12 protein-coding genes are annotated in these 17,480 nt (G+C 68.1%); 11 read left to right on the top strand and 1 reads right to left on the bottom strand.

Annotated features, from left to right (window positions below; translation table 11 throughout):
• The first annotated feature begins 458 nt into the window (after window positions 1-458).
• From rpoB to tuf, 7 genes are all read left to right on the top strand, one after another.
• Window positions 459-3,944: a DNA-directed RNA polymerase subunit beta gene (gene rpoB / locus ACH4TG_RS27610; RefSeq protein ID WP_398245232.1), complete on the top strand. Its 3,486-nt coding sequence runs from the start codon at window positions 459-461 to the stop codon at window positions 3,942-3,944.
• A 96-nt stretch (window positions 3,945-4,040) separates the two neighbouring features.
• Window positions 4,041-7,940 (top strand): DNA-directed RNA polymerase subunit beta', encoded by a 3,900-nt coding sequence (locus ACH4TG_RS27605; RefSeq protein WP_398245231.1) that lies wholly within the window; start codon window positions 4,041-4,043, stop codon window positions 7,938-7,940.
• A 71-nt stretch (window positions 7,941-8,011) separates the two neighbouring features.
• Window positions 8,012-8,449 (top strand): DUF1707 and DUF4190 domain-containing protein, encoded by a 438-nt coding sequence (locus ACH4TG_RS27600; protein ID WP_398245230.1) that lies wholly within the window; start codon window positions 8,012-8,014, stop codon window positions 8,447-8,449.
• Between the two features lie 260 nt (window positions 8,450-8,709).
• Window positions 8,710-9,081, top strand: coding sequence for a 30S ribosomal protein S12 (rpsL, locus tag ACH4TG_RS27595; RefSeq protein WP_014144289.1), 372 nt, complete (start codon window positions 8,710-8,712; stop codon window positions 9,079-9,081).
• Between the two features lie 2 nt (window positions 9,082-9,083).
• Complete coding sequence (gene rpsG / locus ACH4TG_RS27590) at window positions 9,084-9,554, top strand: 30S ribosomal protein S7 (RefSeq protein ID WP_398245229.1); 471 nt, start codon at window positions 9,084-9,086, stop codon at window positions 9,552-9,554.
• Between the two features lie 39 nt (window positions 9,555-9,593).
• Window positions 9,594-11,720 (top strand): elongation factor G, encoded by a 2,127-nt coding sequence (gene fusA, locus ACH4TG_RS27585; protein WP_398245228.1) that lies wholly within the window; start codon window positions 9,594-9,596, stop codon window positions 11,718-11,720.
• Window positions 11,721-11,893: 173 nt separating this feature from the next.
• A complete protein-coding gene (gene tuf / locus ACH4TG_RS27580; RefSeq protein WP_398245227.1) occupies window positions 11,894-13,087 on the top strand; it encodes an elongation factor Tu in 1,194 nt (397 codons plus the stop codon).
• 95 nt (window positions 13,088-13,182) lie between these two features.
• Here tuf and ACH4TG_RS27575 read toward each other — a convergent pair whose 3' ends face one another.
• Window positions 13,183-14,976, bottom strand: a complete 1,794-nt coding sequence (locus ACH4TG_RS27575) for a PIG-L family deacetylase (RefSeq protein ID WP_398245226.1) — start codon at window positions 14,974-14,976, stop codon at window positions 13,183-13,185.
• 545 nt (window positions 14,977-15,521) lie between these two features.
• Between ACH4TG_RS27575 and rpsJ the strand changes: the two genes are divergently transcribed.
• From rpsJ to rplW, 4 genes are read left to right on the top strand one after another with little or no spacing between them, the layout of a single operon-like run.
• Window positions 15,522-15,830, top strand: a complete 309-nt coding sequence (gene rpsJ, locus ACH4TG_RS27570; RefSeq protein WP_014144312.1) for a 30S ribosomal protein S10 — start codon at window positions 15,522-15,524, stop codon at window positions 15,828-15,830.
• Between the two features lie 18 nt (window positions 15,831-15,848).
• Window positions 15,849-16,493 carry a 50S ribosomal protein L3 gene (rplC, locus tag ACH4TG_RS27565; RefSeq protein ID WP_398245225.1) on the top strand — a complete coding sequence of 215 codons (645 nt, stop codon included), beginning with the start codon at window positions 15,849-15,851 and terminating at the stop codon, window positions 16,491-16,493.
• A 4-nt stretch (window positions 16,494-16,497) separates the two neighbouring features.
• Entirely contained in the window at window positions 16,498-17,148 is a 651-nt protein-coding gene (gene rplD, locus ACH4TG_RS27560; RefSeq protein WP_398245224.1) for a 50S ribosomal protein L4, read from the top strand.
• The gene (gene rplW / locus ACH4TG_RS27555; protein WP_398245223.1) at window positions 17,148-17,474 is read left to right on the top strand and encodes a 50S ribosomal protein L23; all 327 of its coding nucleotides are present in this window, start codon (window positions 17,148-17,150) and stop codon (window positions 17,472-17,474) included. The genes rplD and rplW overlap by 1 nt, the downstream gene beginning before the upstream one ends.
• Window positions 17,475-17,480 lie beyond the last annotated feature (6 nt).

The raw sequence follows: 17,480 nt of genomic DNA, 5'->3' as shown, positions 1-17,480 counted from the left end.
GGCCCGGCAGGGCCTTGACGTACGGCACGCATCGCGCAATTCTCAGGACGCGTCGCCACGCAGGCCGGTCCCGGCCGGGGCGCCGCGGGGCAGCAGGGTTCACCAGGCTCCCGCAGCTTCCTCCCGGTCGCATGCATGGATCGGAGGAGATGCGGGAATGCATGGCAATGCAGCGAGACGAGTGCGGATCCGGATCCCGTTCCGAGGGGGAGCCGGGCCCGCGAGACGGGCAGAGGGGGCGACGATTCGGTACTCCGAATCACAGCTCTGGACATCAGTGGGCCAAGTGGCTACACTGACCCTTTGCGCTGCCTGTTAGCTGCTGCCTGGCCCGTCACCAGCGGCATGCCTCTGTCTGAGCATTGAAGAAGACGCCTGTCATCAGGGCTTTTCCTCCGTGGCCTCAGGGGCGGACCGGTATGCGCGTAGTGAGTCCGAGCCCTCGGAAGGACCCCCTCTTGGCCGCCTCGCGCAACGCCTCGACTGCCAATTCGAACAACGGCGCAAGCACCGCACCGCTGCGCATCTCTTTCGCGAAGATCCGTGAACCGCTCGAAGTTCCGAACCTCCTCGCGCTCCAGACCGAGAGCTTTGACTGGCTGCTCGGCAACGCCGCGTGGAAGGCCCGGGTCGAGGCGGCCCTGGACAGTGGGCAGGACGTCCCCAGGAAGTCCGGTCTGGAGGAGATCTTCGAGGAGATCTCCCCGATCGAGGACTTCTCCGGGTCGATGTCGCTCACGTTCCGTGACCACCGCTTCGAGCCGCCGAAGAACTCGCTGGACGAGTGCAAGGAGCGCGACTTCACGTACGGCGCCCCGCTCTTCGTCACGGCGGAGTTCACCAACAACGAGACCGGCGAGATCAAGTCCCAGACCGTCTTCATGGGCGACTTCCCCCTGATGACGAGCAAGGGCACCTTCTGCATCAACGGCACCGAGCGTGTCGTCGTCTCGCAGCTGGTCCGCTCGCCGGGTGTCTACTTCGACAGCCAGATCGACAAGACGTCCGACAAGGACATCTTCTCCGCCAAGATCATCCCGTCCCGGGGTGCCTGGCTGGAGATGGAGATCGACAAGCGCGACATGGTCGGCGTCCGCATCGACCGCAAGCGCAAGCAGTCGGTCACGGTGCTGCTCAAGGCGCTCGGCTGGAGCACCGAGCAGATCCTCGAGGAGTTCGGCGAGTACGAGTCGATGCGGGCCACCCTGGAGAAGGACCACACCCAGGGCCAGGACGACGCGCTCCTCGACATCTACCGCAAGCTGCGTCCGGGTGAGCCGCCGACCAAGGAGGCCGCGCAGACGCTGCTGGAGAACCTGTACTTCAACCCCAAGCGCTACGACCTGGCCAAGGTCGGCCGCTACAAGGTCAACAAGAAGCTCGGCGCGGACGAGCCGCTGGACGCCGGCGTGCTCACCACCGAGGACATCCTGGCGACCATCAAGTACCTGGTGAAGCTGCACGCCGGTGAGACCGAGACGGTCGGCGCCTCCGGCCGCTCGATCATGGTCGAGGTCGACGACATCGACCACTTCGGCAACCGCCGCATCCGCAACGTCGGCGAGCTGATCCAGAACCAGGTCCGTACGGGTCTCGCCCGTATGGAGCGCGTCGTGCGCGAGCGCATGACCACCCAGGACGTCGAGGCGATCACGCCGCAGACCCTGATCAACATCCGGCCGGTCGTCGCCTCCATCAAGGAGTTCTTCGGCACCAGCCAGCTGTCGCAGTTCATGGACCAGACGAACCCGCTGTCGGGTCTGACCCACAAGCGCCGGCTCAACGCGCTCGGCCCCGGTGGTCTGTCCCGTGAGCGGGCCGGCTTCGAGGTCCGTGACGTGCACCCGTCGCACTACGGCCGCATGTGCCCGATCGAGACGCCGGAAGGCCCGAACATCGGTCTGATCGGCTCGCTGGCCTCCTACGGCCGGGTCAACGCGTTCGGCTTCATCGAGACCCCGTACCGCAAGGTCGTCGACGGCCAGGTCACCGACGACGTCGACTACCTGACCGCCGACGAGGAGGACCGCTTCGTCATCGCGCAGGCCAACGCGCCGCTGACCGACGAGCTGCGGTTCGCCGAGTCCCGCGTGCTGGTCCGCCGCCGTGGCGGCGAGATCGACTACATCCCCGGCGACGACGTCGACTACATGGACGTCTCGCCGCGCCAGATGGTGTCGGTCGCGACCGCGATGATCCCGTTCCTGGAGCACGACGACGCCAACCGCGCCCTGATGGGCGCGAACATGATGCGCCAGGCCGTGCCGCTGATCAAGGCGGAGTCGCCGCTGGTCGGCACCGGCATGGAGTACCGCTGCGCGGTCGACGCCGGCGACGTGATCAAGGCCGAGAAGGACGGCGTGGTGCAGGAGGTGTCCGCCGACTACGTCACGATCACCAACGACGACGGCACGTACACCACCTACCGCCTCGCCAAGTTCTCCCGGTCCAACCAGGGCACCTCGTTCAACCAGAAGATCCAGGTGGACGAGGGGGCCCGCGTGGTGGCCGGCCAGGTGCTGGCCGACGGCCCGTCCACCGAAGAGGGCGAGATGGCCCTCGGCAAGAACCTGCTGGTCGCGTTCATGCCGTGGGAGGGCCACAACTACGAGGACGCGATCATCCTGTCGCAGCGCCTCGTGCAGGACGACGTCCTGTCCTCGATCCACATCGAGGAGCACGAGGTCGACGCCCGTGACACCAAGCTGGGCCCCGAGGAGATCACCCGGGACATCCCGAACGTCTCCGAGGAGGTGCTGGCGGACCTCGACGAGCGCGGCATCATCCGGATCGGCGCCGACGTGGTCGCCGGCGACATCCTGGTCGGCAAGGTCACCCCGAAGGGCGAGACCGAGCTGACCCCGGAGGAGCGGCTGCTGCGCGCGATCTTCGGTGAGAAGGCCCGTGAGGTCCGCGACACCTCGCTGAAGGTGCCGCACGGCGAGACCGGCAAGGTCATCGGCGTGCGCGTCTTCGACCGCGAGGAGGGCGACGAGCTGCCGCCCGGCGTCAACCAGCTGGTGCGCGTCTACGTGGCGCAGAAGCGCAAGATCACGGACGGCGACAAGCTGGCCGGCCGCCACGGCAACAAGGGCGTCATCTCCAAGATCCTGCCGGTCGAGGACATGCCGTTCCTGGAGGACGGCACCCCGGTCGACATCATCCTCAACCCGCTCGGCGTCCCGTCCCGGATGAACCCGGGACAGGTGCTGGAGATCCACCTCGGCTGGCTGGCCAAGCAGGGCTGGGACGTCTCCGGTATCGGCGAGGAGTGGGCCCGCCGCCTGCAGGCGATCGGCGCCGACCAGGTGGCCCCGGACACCAACGTGGCCACCCCGGTCTTCGACGGTGCCCGCGAGGACGAGATCGCCGGCCTCTTCGAGTCCACGATCCCCAACCGCGACGGCGACCGGATGGTGCTGCCGTCCGGCAAGGCGCGGATGTTCGACGGCCGCTCCGGCGAGCCGTTCCCGGACCCGATCTCGGTCGGGTACATGTACATCCTCAAGCTGCACCACCTGGTGGACGACAAGCTGCACGCCCGGTCCACCGGTCCGTACTCGATGATCACCCAGCAGCCGCTGGGTGGTAAGGCGCAGTTCGGCGGGCAGCGCTTCGGCGAGATGGAGGTGTGGGCGCTGGAGGCGTACGGCGCCGCATACGCACTCCAGGAACTGCTGACCATCAAGTCCGACGACGTCCTCGGCCGCGTGAAGGTGTACGAGGCCATCGTCAAGGGCGAGAACATCCCCGAGCCCGGCATTCCCGAGTCCTTCAAGGTGCTCATCAAGGAAATGCAGTCGCTGTGCCTCAACGTGGAGGTGCTGTCCTCGGACGGCATGTCCATCGAGATGCGGGACACCGACGAGGATGTCTTCCGCGCTGCGGAAGAGCTCGGCATCGACCTGTCCCGGCGCGAGCCGAGCAGCGTCGAAGAGGTCTGACGGGTTCCGCCCGGGCCCTGCACGTCAGGGCCCTGGCGGCCCCCACGACCCGTTCAGACCATTTGAGAATCAACCCTGAGAGGGATTGACGACACAGTGCTCGACGTCAACTTCTTCGACGAGCTGCGGATCGGCCTCGCCACCGCGGACGACATTCGGACCTGGTCGCACGGCGAAGTGAAGAAGCCGGAGACCATCAACTACCGCACCCTCAAGCCGGAAAAGGACGGGCTCTTCTGCGAGAAGATCTTCGGCCCCACCCGGGACTGGGAGTGCTACTGCGGCAAGTACAAGCGTGTCCGCTTCAAGGGCATCATCTGTGAGCGGTGCGGCGTCGAGGTGACCCGTGCCAAGGTGCGCCGCGAGCGGATGGGCCACATCGAGCTGGCCGCCCCGGTCACCCACATCTGGTACTTCAAGGGTGTCCCGTCGCGCCTCGGCTACCTGCTGGACCTCGCCCCGAAGGACCTGGAGAAGGTCATCTACTTCGCGGCGTACATGATCACGTGGGTGGACGACGAGCGCCGCACCCGCGATCTGCCGTCGCTGGAGGCCCAGGTCTCCGTGGAGCGGCAGCAGGTCGAGCAGCGCCGCGACGCCGACGTCGAGGCCCGGCAGAAGAAGCTGGAGGCGGACCTCGCCGAGCTGGAGAACGAGGGCGCCAAGGCCGACGTGCGCCGCAAGGTGCGCGAGGGTGCCGAGCGCGAGATGAAGCAGCTGCGCGACCGCGCCCAGCGCGAGCTGGACCGGCTCGACGAGGTGTGGGCCCGCTTCAAGAACCTCAAGGTCCAGGACCTGGAGGGCGACGAGCTGCTCTACCGCGAGCTGCGTGACCGCTTCGGCACGTACTTCCAGGGCTCGATGGGTGCCGCGGCGCTGCAGAAGCGCCTGGAGTCCTTCGACCTGGACGAGGAGGCCGAGCGCCTCCGCGAGATCATCCGCACCGGCAAGGGCCAGAAGAAGACCCGTGCGCTCAAGCGCCTCAAGGTCGTCTCGGCGTTCCTGCAGACCACCAACAAGCCCAACGGCATGGTGCTGGACTGCGTCCCGGTGATCCCGCCGGACCTGCGTCCGATGGTGCAGCTGGACGGTGGCCGCTTCGCGACCTCCGACCTGAACGACCTGTACCGCCGCGTGATCAACCGCAACAACCGCCTGAAGCGGCTTCTCGACCTCGGCGCGCCCGAGATCATCGTGAACAACGAGAAGCGCATGCTCCAGGAGGCCGTGGACGCGCTCTTCGACAACGGCCGCCGCGGCCGCCCGGTCACGGGCCCCGGCAACCGTCCGCTGAAGTCGCTGTCCGACATGCTCAAGGGCAAGCAGGGCCGGTTCCGCCAGAACCTGCTCGGCAAGCGCGTCGACTACTCCGCCCGTTCGGTGATCGTCGTCGGCCCGCAGCTCAAGCTGCACCAGTGCGGCCTGCCGAAGGCCATGGCGCTGGAGCTCTTCAAGCCGTTCGTGATGAAGCGCCTGGTGGACCTGAACCACGCGCAGAACATCAAGTCGGCCAAGCGCATGGTCGAGCGCGGCCGCACGGTCGTGTACGACGTGCTGGAAGAGGTCATCGCCGAGCACCCGGTGCTGCTGAACCGTGCACCGACGCTGCACCGTCTGGGCATCCAGGCCTTCGAGCCGCAGCTGGTCGAGGGCAAGGCCATCCAGATCCACCCGCTGGTGTGCACCGCGTTCAACGCGGACTTCGACGGCGACCAGATGGCCGTGCACCTGCCGCTGTCCGCGGAGGCGCAGGCCGAGGCCCGCATCCTGATGCTGTCCTCGAACAACATCCTCAAGCCGGCCGACGGCCGTCCGGTCACCATGCCGACCCAGGACATGGTGCTCGGCCTGTTCTTCCTGACCACGGACTCCGAGGAGCGCGAGGTCAAGGGCGAGGGCCGGGCGTTCGGTTCCGCCGCCGAGGCGATCATGGCGTTCGACAACCGCGAGCTGTCGATGCAGGCGCCGATCGACATCCGGTTCCCGGTGGGCACCGTCCCGCCGCGCGGCTGGACCCCGCCGGAGCCCGTCGAGGGCGAGGAGCCGTACCAGCTGGGCGACAGCTTCCGGCTGCGGACGACCCTGGGCCGCGCGCTCTTCAACGAGCTGCTGCCCGAGGACTACCCGTTCGTGGACTACGCGGTCGGCAAGAAGCAGCTCTCGGAGATCGTCAACGACCTCGCCGAGCGCTACCCGAAGGTCATCGTGGCGGCGACGCTGGACAACCTGAAGGCGGCCGGCTTCCACTGGGCGACCCGGTCCGGCGTGACCGTGGCCATCTCCGACGTCGTGGTGCCCGAGGCCAAGAAGGCGATCATCGCCGGCTACGAGGCGCAGGACGAGAAGGTCCAGAAGCAGTACGAGCGCGGTCTGATCACCAAGCAGGAGCGGTCGGACGAGCTCATCGGCATCTGGACCAAGGCGACCAACGAGGTTGCCGCGGCGATGAACGCCAACTTCCCGAAGACCAACCCGATCTTCATGATGGTCGACTCGGGCGCCCGCGGAAACATGATGCAGATGCGTCAGATCGCGGGTATGCGCGGCCTGGTCTCGAACGCCAAGAACGAGACCATCCCGCGTCCGATCAAGGCGTCCTTCCGTGAGGGCCTGTCCGTGCTGGAGTACTTCATCTCCACCCACGGTGCCCGTAAGGGTCTGGCCGACACCGCGCTGCGTACCGCCGACTCGGGTTACCTGACCCGTCGTCTGGTGGACGTCTCGCAGGACGTGATCATCCGCGAGGAGGACTGCGGCACCGAGCGCGGTCTGAAGCTGCGGATCGCGGACCGCGCCGAGGACGGCTCGCTGCGCAAGACGGAGGACGTCGAGACCAGCGTGTACGCGCGGATGCTCGCCGAGGACGTCGTGGTGGACGGAAAGGTCATCGCGCCGGCCAACGTGGACCTGGGCGACGTGCTGATCGACCAGCTCGTGCGGCACGGGGTCGAGGAGGTCAAGACCCGCTCGATCCTCACCTGCGAGTCGGCCGTCGGCACCTGCGCCTACTGCTACGGCCGTTCGCTGGCCACCGGCAAGCTGGTGGACATCGGCGAGGCCGTCGGCATCATCGCGGCCCAGTCGATCGGTGAGCCCGGTACCCAGCTGACCATGCGTACCTTCCACACCGGCGGTGTCGCCGGTGAGGACATCACGCAGGGTCTGCCGCGTGTCGTCGAGCTCTTCGAGGCCCGTGTCCCCAAGGGTGTCGCCCCGATCTCCGAGGCGGCCGGCCGGGCGCGGATCGAGGAGACCGAGAAGACCAAGAAGATCGTCGTCACCCCGGACGACGGCGCCGACGAGATCGCCTACCCGATCTCCAAGCGCGTCCGGCTGCTGGTGGGCGAGGGCGACCACGTCGAGGTCGGCGAGAAGCTGACCGTGGGTGCCACCAACCCGCACGACGTGCTGCGCATCCTGGGCCAGCGTCAGGTGCAGATCCACCTGGTGCAGGAAGTGCAGAAGGTCTACAACTCGCAGGGTGTGTCGATCCACGACAAGCACATCGAGATCATCATCCGGCAGATGCTGCGCCGGGTGACGATCATCGAGTCCGGCGACGCGGAGCTGCTGCCCGGCGAGCTGGTCGAGCGCGGCCGGTTCGAGACCGAGAACCGCCGTGTGGTCTCCGAGGGCGGTCACCCGGCCTCGGGTCGTCCGCAGCTGATGGGTATCACCAAGGCGTCGCTGGCCACCGAGTCCTGGCTGTCGGCGGCCTCCTTCCAGGAGACGACCAGGGTGCTGACGGACGCGGCGATCCACGCCAAGTCCGACTCGCTGCTGGGCCTGAAGGAGAACGTCATCATCGGCAAGCTGATCCCGGCCGGTACGGGCCTGTCCCGCTACCGCAACATCCGGGTGGAGCCGACCGAGGAGGCCAAGGCCGCGATGTACTCGGCCGTCGGCTACGACGACATCGACTACAGCCCGTTCGGCACCGGCTCCGGCCAGGCGGTGCCGCTGGAGGACTACGACTACGGCCCGTACAACGGCTGACGTCGCCTCCGGTTCGTCCCTCGGGGCGGTCACTCCCTCGCGGAGTGGCCGCCCTGCGGCATGATGGAAGCATGCTGGCGGGCGATGCGGACCGGGACCGTGCGGTGAACGTCCTCAAGGACGCGTTCACCGACGGCCGGCTGACCCAGGCCGAGTACGAGGAGCGGATCGACCGGGTCTACCACGCGCGCACCTACCGCGAGTTGGACCTGCTGATCGGTGACGTGCCGCGGCCGGTGCCGCGGACCTTCGCGCCGGCCGCACCGCCCCGCACCAACAACTACGCGATCGCCTCGCTCGCCTGCGGTATCGCCGGCACGTTCCTGGTGGTACCGGCGTTCCCCGCCGTGGTGCTCGGCCACATGGCGCGGCGCCAGATACGCAGGACCGGCGAGCAGGGGGACGGCCTCGCGGTCGGCGGCCTCGTGCTCGGCTACGTCGTCTCCGCGGCGGCGGCCGCTTTCGTGGCCCTCATCGTGGTGCTCGTCGCGATCGCGTCCAACAGCTGAGACCGGGGGGCGTTTCGGGCCCGTATGCATTTGTTTTGACCGCAGCCGATGCGGTAGGTACGCTCTGACCTTGTGCCTGGGGTGTGCCCGGGTTCTTGTGCGTGCCATCGGACCGCATGGGAGCCCCGAGGCCTGTGACACCCGCATCCAGCACCCTTCCGGGACCTTCGGAGATGTGCGGGGTGCGCGACACACCCGACCGCGTGGGTCGGTCCCCAGGTTAGAAGTATCGAGATCGGCACACAGAAACCGGAGAAACGGTGCCTACGATCCAGCAGCTGGTCCGAAAGGGCCGGCAGGACAAGGTCGAGAAGAACAAGACGCCCGCGCTGAAGGGGTCCCCCCAGCGTCGTGGCGTCTGCACGCGTGTGTACACGACCACCCCGAAGAAGCCGAACTCGGCCCTCCGCAAGGTCGCGCGTGTGCGCCTGACCAGCGGTATCGAGGTCACTGCTTACATCCCGGGTGAGGGCCACAACCTGCAGGAGCACTCGATCGTGCTCGTGCGTGGCGGTCGTGTGAAGGACCTGCCGGGTGTTCGCTACAAGATCATCCGCGGTTCGCTGGACACGCAGGGCGTCAAGAACCGTAAGCAGGCCCGCAGCCGCTACGGCGCCAAGAAGGAGAAGTAAGAATGCCTCGTAAGGGCCCCGCCCCGAAGCGCCCGGTCATCATCGACCCGGTTTACGGCTCCCCGCTGGTGACGTCCCTCGTCAACAAGATCCTCCTGCACGGCAAGCGCTCCACCGCCGAGCGCATCGTGTACGGCGCTCTCGAGGGCCTGCGTGAGAAGTCCGGTTCCGACCCGGTGATCACCCTGAAGCGCGCGCTCGAGAACATCAAGCCGACCCTTGAGGTCAAGTCCCGCCGCGTCGGTGGCGCGACCTACCAGGTGCCGGTCGAGGTCCGCCCGGGCCGCCAGAACACGCTGGCCCTGCGCTGGCTGGTCGGCTACTCCCGCGCGCGCCGCGAGAAGACCATGACCGAGCGTCTGATGAACGAGATCCTCGACGCCAGCAACGGTCTGGGCGCCTCCGTGAAGCGCCGCGAGGACACGCACAAGATGGCCGAGTCCAACAAGGCCTTCGCGCACTACCGCTGGTAGTCACGAACCCCATCGAGAACCGAGAGAAGACTGAGCCACATGGCCACCACTTCGCTTGACCTGGCCAGGGTCCGCAACATCGGGATCATGGCCCACATCGACGCGGGCAAGACGACGACCACCGAGCGGATCCTGTTCTACACCGGTGTCTCCTACAAGATCGGTGAAGTCCACGACGGCGCTGCCACCATGGACTGGATGGAGCAGGAGCAGGAGCGCGGCATCACCATCACGTCGGCCGCGACGACCTGTCACTGGCCGCTGGAGGATGTCGACCACACCATCAACATCATCGACACCCCGGGCCACGTCGACTTCACCGTCGAGGTGGAGCGCTCGCTGCGCGTCCTCGACGGTGCGGTGACGGTGTTCGACGGCGTCGCCGGTGTGGAGCCGCAGTCCGAGACGGTCTGGCGGCAGGCTGACCGCTACGGCGTTCCCCGCATCTGCTTCGTCAACAAGCTCGACCGCACCGGCGCCGAGTTCCACCGCTGCGTCGACATGATCGTGGACCGCCTCGGCGCGACCCCGATCGTGATGCAGCTGCCGATCGGCGCCGAGGCCGACTTCAAGGGCGTGGTCGACCTCGTCCGCATGAAGGCCCTCGTGTGGTCCGCCGAGGCGACCAAGGGCGAGATGTACGACGTCGTCGACATCCCGGCCACGCACACCGAGGCTGCCGACGAGTGGCGCGGCAAGCTGCTGGAAGCCGTCGCGGAGAACGACGACGAGATGATGGAGCTGTACCTGGAGGGCACCGAGCCCACCGAGGAGCAGCTGTACGCGGCGATCCGCCGCATCACCATCAACTCCGGCAAGGGCGGCGGCACCACCGTCACCCCGGTGTTCTGCGGTACCGCGTTCAAGAACAAGGGTGTGCAGCCGCTGCTCGACGCCGTCGTGCGCTACCTGCCGTCCCCGGTCGACATCGAGGCCATCGAGGGCCACGCGGTGAACAACCCGGAGGAGGTCGTCACCCGGCGGCCGTCCGACGAGGAGCCGCTGTCCGCGCTGGCGTTCAAGATCATGAGCGACCCCCACCTGGGCAAGCTCACCTTCGTCCGGATCTACTCCGGTCGCCTGGAGTCCGGTTCCGCGGTGCTGAACTCGGTGAAGGGCAAGAAGGAGCGCATCGGCAAGATCTACCGCATGCACGCGAACAAGCGTGAGGAGATCGAGTCGGTGGGCGCCGGCGACATCGTCGCCGTCATGGGCCTGAAGCAGACCACCACTGGTGAGACGCTGTGCGATGACAAGAACCCGGTGATCCTGGAGTCCATGGACTTCCCGGCGCCGGTCATCCAGGTCGCGATCGAGCCCAAGTCCAAGGGTGACCAGGAGAAGCTGGGTGTCGCCATCCAGCGTCTCGCGGAGGAGGACCCCTCCTTCCAGGTCCACTCCGACGAGGAGACCGGCCAGACCATCATCGGCGGCATGGGCGAGCTGCACCTCGAGGTGCTGGTCGACCGTATGCGGCGCGAGTTCAAGGTCGAGGCCAACGTCGGCAAGCCGCAGGTCGCGTACCGCGAGACCATCCGCAAGACGGTCGAGCGGGTCGACTACACCCACAAGAAGCAGACCGGTGGTACCGGTCAGTTCGCGAAGGTGCAGATCGGCATCGAGCCCCTCGAGGGCGGCGACGCGTCCTACGAGTTCGTCAACAAGGTCACCGGTGGCCGCATCCCGCGGGAGTACATCCCGTCCGTGGACGCCGGCGCGCAGGAGGCCATGAAGTTCGGCATCCTGGCCGGCTACGAGATGGTGGGCGTGCGTGTGATCCTGCACGACGGCGCCTTCCACGAGGTCGACTCCTCCGAACTCGCCTTCAAGATCGCCGGTTCGCAGGCGTTCAAGGAGGCCGCGCGGAAGGCCAGCCCCGTGCTGCTCGAGCCGATGATGGCCGTCGAGGTCACCACGCCCGAGGACTACATGGGCGACGTCATCGGCGACCTCAACTCCCGCCGTGGCCAGATCCAGGCCATGGAGGAGCGCAGCGGCGCCCGGGTCGTCAAGGGCCTGGTCCCGCTGTCGGAGATGTTCGGCTACGTCGGTGACCTGCGGTCGAAGACCTCGGGCCGGGCCAGCTACTCCATGCAGTTCGACTCCTACGCCGAGGTTCCGCGGAACGTCGCCGAGGAGATCATCGCGAAGGCCAAGGGCGAGTAGTCACCGCGTTATTTCGCGGAGTCTCCCACCCTTTAGGCTTGACAGCAGGCTTCGGGGTATTTCCGGTGCGTTCGTACCGGAGTACCGGAAATACCCCGGCAGTCGGCATTCCAGCAAAGATCACCTGGCGCCGATGAAGCAAGGCGTACAGATCCACTTCCAGGAGGACCCCAGTGGCGAAGGCGAAGTTCGAGCGGACTAAGCCGCACGTCAACATCGGCACCATCGGTCACATCGACCACGGTAAGACGACCCTTACCGCGGCGATCACCAAGGTGCTGCACGACGCGTACCCGGACCTGAACGAGGCTTCGGCCTTCGACCAGATCGACAAGGCTCCCGAGGAGCGCCAGCGCGGTATCACCATCTCCATCGCGCACGTCGAGTACCAGACCGAGTCGCGTCACTACGCCCACGTCGACTGCCCCGGTCACGCGGACTACATCAAGAACATGATCACCGGTGCCGCGCAGATGGACGGCGCGATCCTGGTGGTCGCCGCGACCGACGGCCCGATGCCGCAGACCAAGGAGCACGTGCTCCTGGCCCGCCAGGTCGGCGTCCCCTACATCGTGGTGGCCCTGAACAAGGCCGACATGGTGGACGACGAGGAGATCCTGGAGCTCGTCGAGCTCGAGGTCCGCGAGCTGCTCTCCGAGTATGAGTTCCCGGGCGACGACCTGCCGGTCGTGCGCGTCTCCGCGCTCAAGGCTCTCGAGGGCGACAAGGAGTGGGGCGAGAAGCTCCTCGGCCTCATGAAGGCCGTGGACGAGGCGATCCCGACCCCCGAGCGCGACGTCGACAAGCCGTTCCTGATGCCGATCGAGGACGTCTTCACGATCACCGGTCGTGGCACCGTCGTCACCGGTCGTATCGAGCGCGGTATCCTCAAGGTCAACGAGACCGTGGACATCATCGGTATCAAGCAGGAGAAGACCACCACCACGGTCACCGGCATCGAGATGTTCCGCAAGCTGCTCGACGAGGGCCAGGCCGGCGAGAACGTCGGTCTGCTGCTCCGCGGCATCAAGCGCGAGGACGTCGAGCGCGGCCAGGTCATCATCAAGCCGGGTTCGGTCACCCCGCACACCGAGTTCGAGGCGCAGGCGTACATCCTGTCCAAGGACGAGGGCGGCCGCCACACGCCGTTCTTCAACAACTACCGCCCGCAGTTCTACTTCCGTACCACGGACGTGACCGGCGTCGTGACCCTCCCCGAGGGCACCGAGATGGTCATGCCGGGCGACAACACCGCCATGTCGGTTCAGCTGATCCAGCCGATCGCCATGGAAGAGGGCCTGAAGTTCGCCATCCGCGAGGGTGGCCGGACCGTCGGCGCCGGCCAGGTCACCAAGATCAACAAGTGACCTCGCGCCCGCGGCGGGCCTAGCCGTACGAAGGGCCCCGAGTGCATCCGCACTCGGGGCCCTTCGGCGTTCGCGGGACGGGCGTGCGGCGGCGGTCAGAGCGGTATGCGGGCGTGCACGAAGCGGGTGTCGGCGGGGCGGCGGTAGCTCACGGCTATCGCGCCGTCGGGGGTCGGGACGGCGACCGGGTAGTCGCCGGGCCGGGGCAGTCCGGTGGGGGGCTGGACGCGCACCGGCCCGCCGGGTATCTCCTGCGCCCAGTGGTGGACGGTGTCCCGCCCGGCGGCGAACACATGGGCGCGGCCGGCACGGTCGGCTATCAACGCCAGGCCCTCCTGGACCTCGCCGCCGCGCAGGTCCTGCCAGGGACCCCAGCCGGTGGCGGGGTCCAGCGCCCGGGTGCTCAGGCCCTTGGCGGCGTTGCGGACGAAGACGTGCACCACGCCGTCGGGCGTGGCCAGCGCGCTGGGGGCTCCCGTGCGGCGGGCCCGGTCACCGCGCTCGGGGTTGCCCAGCGACATCCAGCGGCCGGCGCGCCACATGACGACGTCCCGGGTGTTGGGCCCGCCGGCGCCCTGGAGCGCGGCGAACCGCAGGGCGAACAGCAGCGTGCCGCCGTCCGGCAGCGGCACCGCCGACAGGGCCGGTGCGAGCGGCCCGCCGCCGAGGTCCTGCGGCGGCCCCCACACGCCGGGCCGGGTCTCGGCGCGGCGGATCACGCGGGTGCCGCGGACCTCGAAGGAGCTGCGGCGGCCGGGCGTCCCGGTGACCGCGGTCGGCGGGGTCGCCGGATAGCGCTGGTGGGTCGAGCGCACCCAGCCCTTGCGGTTGCTCATCGGCTGGTTGCGGCCCTGCCCGTAGTCGCCGCAGCCGCCGGGGTTACCGCACGCCCAGGTCTGGTCGCCGCCGTACTGGAAGAGCAGCCGGCCCTTGAGGGCGACGGTGGCCGGCGGCAGATTGAACGGCCAGCGCTGGTTGTAGTAGCCGCGGTAGACGGCGGTGCCGACGTCGGGGGCGGTGCCGTCGCGGGCCGTCGCGGTGGACACCCAGTGCGTGAGGGCCTTCCAGGCGAACAGCGCGGCCGCGGTGTGGTCGCGGTGGTCGGAGTAGCCGGGCTGGTCGTCGTCGATCCGGTGGGTGCGGTCGTGCACTTGGAGGTCGGGGTCCGGGTCCAGGGTGCGCACCAGCGTCGGCCGGTAGTGGTCGAGCAGTCCGGCCAGCGCGGCGACCAGGGTGTCGTGGGTCCAGGTGGCCGGCTGGTCGGCGGGGGAGGGGGCGCCCTCGGCGACCACGTAGGGCAGGGTGACGCCGGGCGTGGCCCACATCAGCGGCAGGCTCGCGCCGGGGCCGGGTTCGTTCATGGACACCTGGAGGAACACCAGGGTGGCGTGGGCGCGGCCGTTGCCGAGGGTGTTGATCTCGGCGTAGGGGCCGCTGCCCGGCAGCAGCGAGATCACCTCGCGGTTCCAGGTGGTGAAGTGGGGCAGGCCCAGCATCGTGGCGTACGCCTGCCGCAGTCCCTGGTGCCGGGCGGAGGAGTAGGCGGCGCGGTCGTGGTGGTGCCGGTGCCTGTGCTTCTCGAACGGCTCGTGGTTGACGCCGGTCGACTCGCCGCCGGTGACGTACACCGACACCACCGGGACCCCGGACTGCAGGCTGTGCAGGGTGTCGGGGTTCATGAAGTACAGGTCGTCGTCCGGGTGCGCGAGGACCTGGAGGACCAGCGGGGTGGCGCCGGCGCGGTAGGACTGCGGGACCGCGGGCGCTGCCGGGGTCCTGGGGTGCGGCCTGCTCGGTCCGCATCCGGCCAGTGCGGCCCCGGCCGCCGCCGCTCCCGCGGCGCCCAGCAGAGCGCGCCTGGTCGGCGGTCTCGGTGGCGTGTCGTTCACACGCCGTCTGAGGGCTGGACAGCCGGAAGCGTTCCTTCCGCCGGCTGTGATCCGCGCCGGGGGCCGCGGCGGTCCGTGCCGTGCCCTCCGGCGTGGCGCCCTGCCCCGCGGTCCGCGGGCGTTCGGGCAGGCAACGGCCGTGCCTCGCCGCGCAGATGGACCGCCTCAGGTTTGACTGCGGGGGGCTGCGGGGTATGCTGCCGGGCCCGATTGGCGTGGGCCATGTCCCTTATGGCACACTAGCCAAGTTGCTCGGTCGAGCGCCGATGCTGCGCGCCTCCCGTCGGGAGGACCGGAAGCGAGTCCCACAGTACTCGTCGTCCTACCTGCCTTTCGGGGCAGCGCTGGGACGGACGTACGGGAATCTTCCGGGAAGGGTCAGCGCGGCTCCGACCAGGCATCCGGTGGGAATCTCTCCCACGCAACCCCCTGGTCCAGGGCTTTCCGCATGCGGAAAATCATGTGCGAGGGGCGCGACACGCCCGACCGCGTGGGTCGGGGAAGCGGATGCCAGGGCGTATAGAGACAAGGACTACGGAGTAGCCATGGCGGGACAGAAGATCCGCATCCGGCTCAAGGCCTACGACCACGAGGTCATCGACTCCTCGGCGAAGAAGATCGTCGAGACGGTGACCCGCACTGGTGCGCAGGTCGCGGGCCCGGTGCCGCTGCCCACTGAGAAGAACGTGTACTGCGTCATCAAGTCGCCGCACAAGTACAAGGACTCGCGCGAGCACTTCGAGATGCGCACGCACAAGCGCCTGATTGACATCCTCGACCCCACGCCCAAGACCGTCGACTCGCTGATGCGCCTGGACCTTCCGGCCGGCGTCGACATCGAGATCAAGCTCTGAGGGCCGGTGATCTGAGAGATGGCTAAGCAGATCAAGGGCATCCTGGGCGAGAAGCTCGGCATGACGCAGGTCTGGGACGAGAACAACCGTGTCGTCCCGGTGACCGTCGTCAAGGCCGGCCCCAACGTCGTGACCCAGGTGCGTACTGACGACGCCGACGGCTACGAGGCCGTCCAGCTCGCCTTCGGCGAGATCGACCCGCGCAAGGTGAACAAGCCCCTCAAGGGCCACTTCGCCAAGGCCGACGTCACCCCGCGCCGCCACCTGGTGGAGCTGCGTACCGCCGACGCCGGCGAGTACACGCTCGGCCAGGAGATCACCGCCACGGTGTTCGAGGCGGGCGTCAAGGTCGACGTCACCGGCAAGAGCAAGGGCAAGGGCTTCGCCGGTGTCATGAAGCGCCACAACTTCCGTGGCCTCGGCGCCGGACACGGTGTCCAGCGCAAGCACCGCTCCCCGGGCTCCATCGGCGGCTGCGCCACCCCGGGTCGTGTGTTCAAGGGCCTCCGCATGGCGGGCCGTATGGGCAACGAGCGGGTCACCACCCAGAACCTGACCGTTCACGCCGTTGACGCGGAGAAGGGCCTGCTGCTCATCAAGGGCGCGGTTCCCGGTCCGAACGGCGGCCTCGTCCTGGTCCGCACCGCGGCCAAGGGGGCCTGAGGATATGAGCACCATTAACGTTCTGTCGCCCTCCGGCGACACCGCCGGGACCGTCGAGCTCCCGGCCGAGATCTTCGACGCCAAGGTCAGCATCCCGCTGATCCACCAGGTCGTCGTCGCGCAGCTTGCCGCGGCCCGCCAGGGCACGCACAAGGTCAAGACGCGTGGCGAGGTCCGCGGTGGTGGCAGGAAGCCGTACCGCCAGAAGGGCACCGGCCGCGCCCGCCAGGGTTCGACCCGCGCGCCGCAGTTCGCCGGCGGTGGCGTCGTGCACGGTCCCGTGCCGCGCGACTACTCGCAGCGGACGCCCAAGAAGATGAAGGCCGCCGCGCTGCGCGGTGCCCTCACCGACCGGGCACGGCACGACCGCATCCACGTGGTGACCGGCGTCGTCGAGGGCGAGAGCCCCTCCACGAAGTCGGCCAAGGCACTGCTGAACAAGATCAGCGAGCGCAAGAACCTGCTCCTGGTCGTGGAGCGTGCCGACGAGGCCGCGTGGCTCTCGGCCCGCAACCTGCCCCAGGTGCACATCCTGGACGCCGGCCAGCTGAACACGTACGACGTGCTCGTCTCCGACGACGTGGTCTTCACCCAGGCCGCCTTCGACCGGTTCGTCGGTAACGGCGCCGCCGACACCGAAGGGAGCGACGCCTGATGGCCGAGCAGACCGCGATCACCAGCAAGACCTACACGGACCCCCGTGACATTCTGGTCAAGCCGGTGGTCTCCGAGAAGAGCTACGCGCTGCTGGACGAGAACAAGTACACGTTCGTCGTCGACCCGCGCGCGAACAAGACCCAGATCAAGCAGGCCGTCGAGGCGGTCTTCCAGGTCAAGGTCACCGGGGTCAACACGATCAACCGGCAGGGCAAGCGCAAGCGCACCCGCACCGGTTTCGGTAAGCGTGCCAACACCAAGCGCGCCATCGTGACCCTTGCCGAGGGCGACCGCATCGACATCTTCGGCGGTCCGGTCTCCTAACGGAGG

This window comes from Streptomyces sp. NPDC020917 (assembly GCF_044333795.1).
Lineage (GTDB): Bacteria > Actinomycetota > Actinomycetes > Streptomycetales > Streptomycetaceae > Actinacidiphila.
The sequence above is the reverse complement of the archived record's forward strand: the minus strand, read 5'-3'. Positions and strand labels throughout refer to the sequence as shown.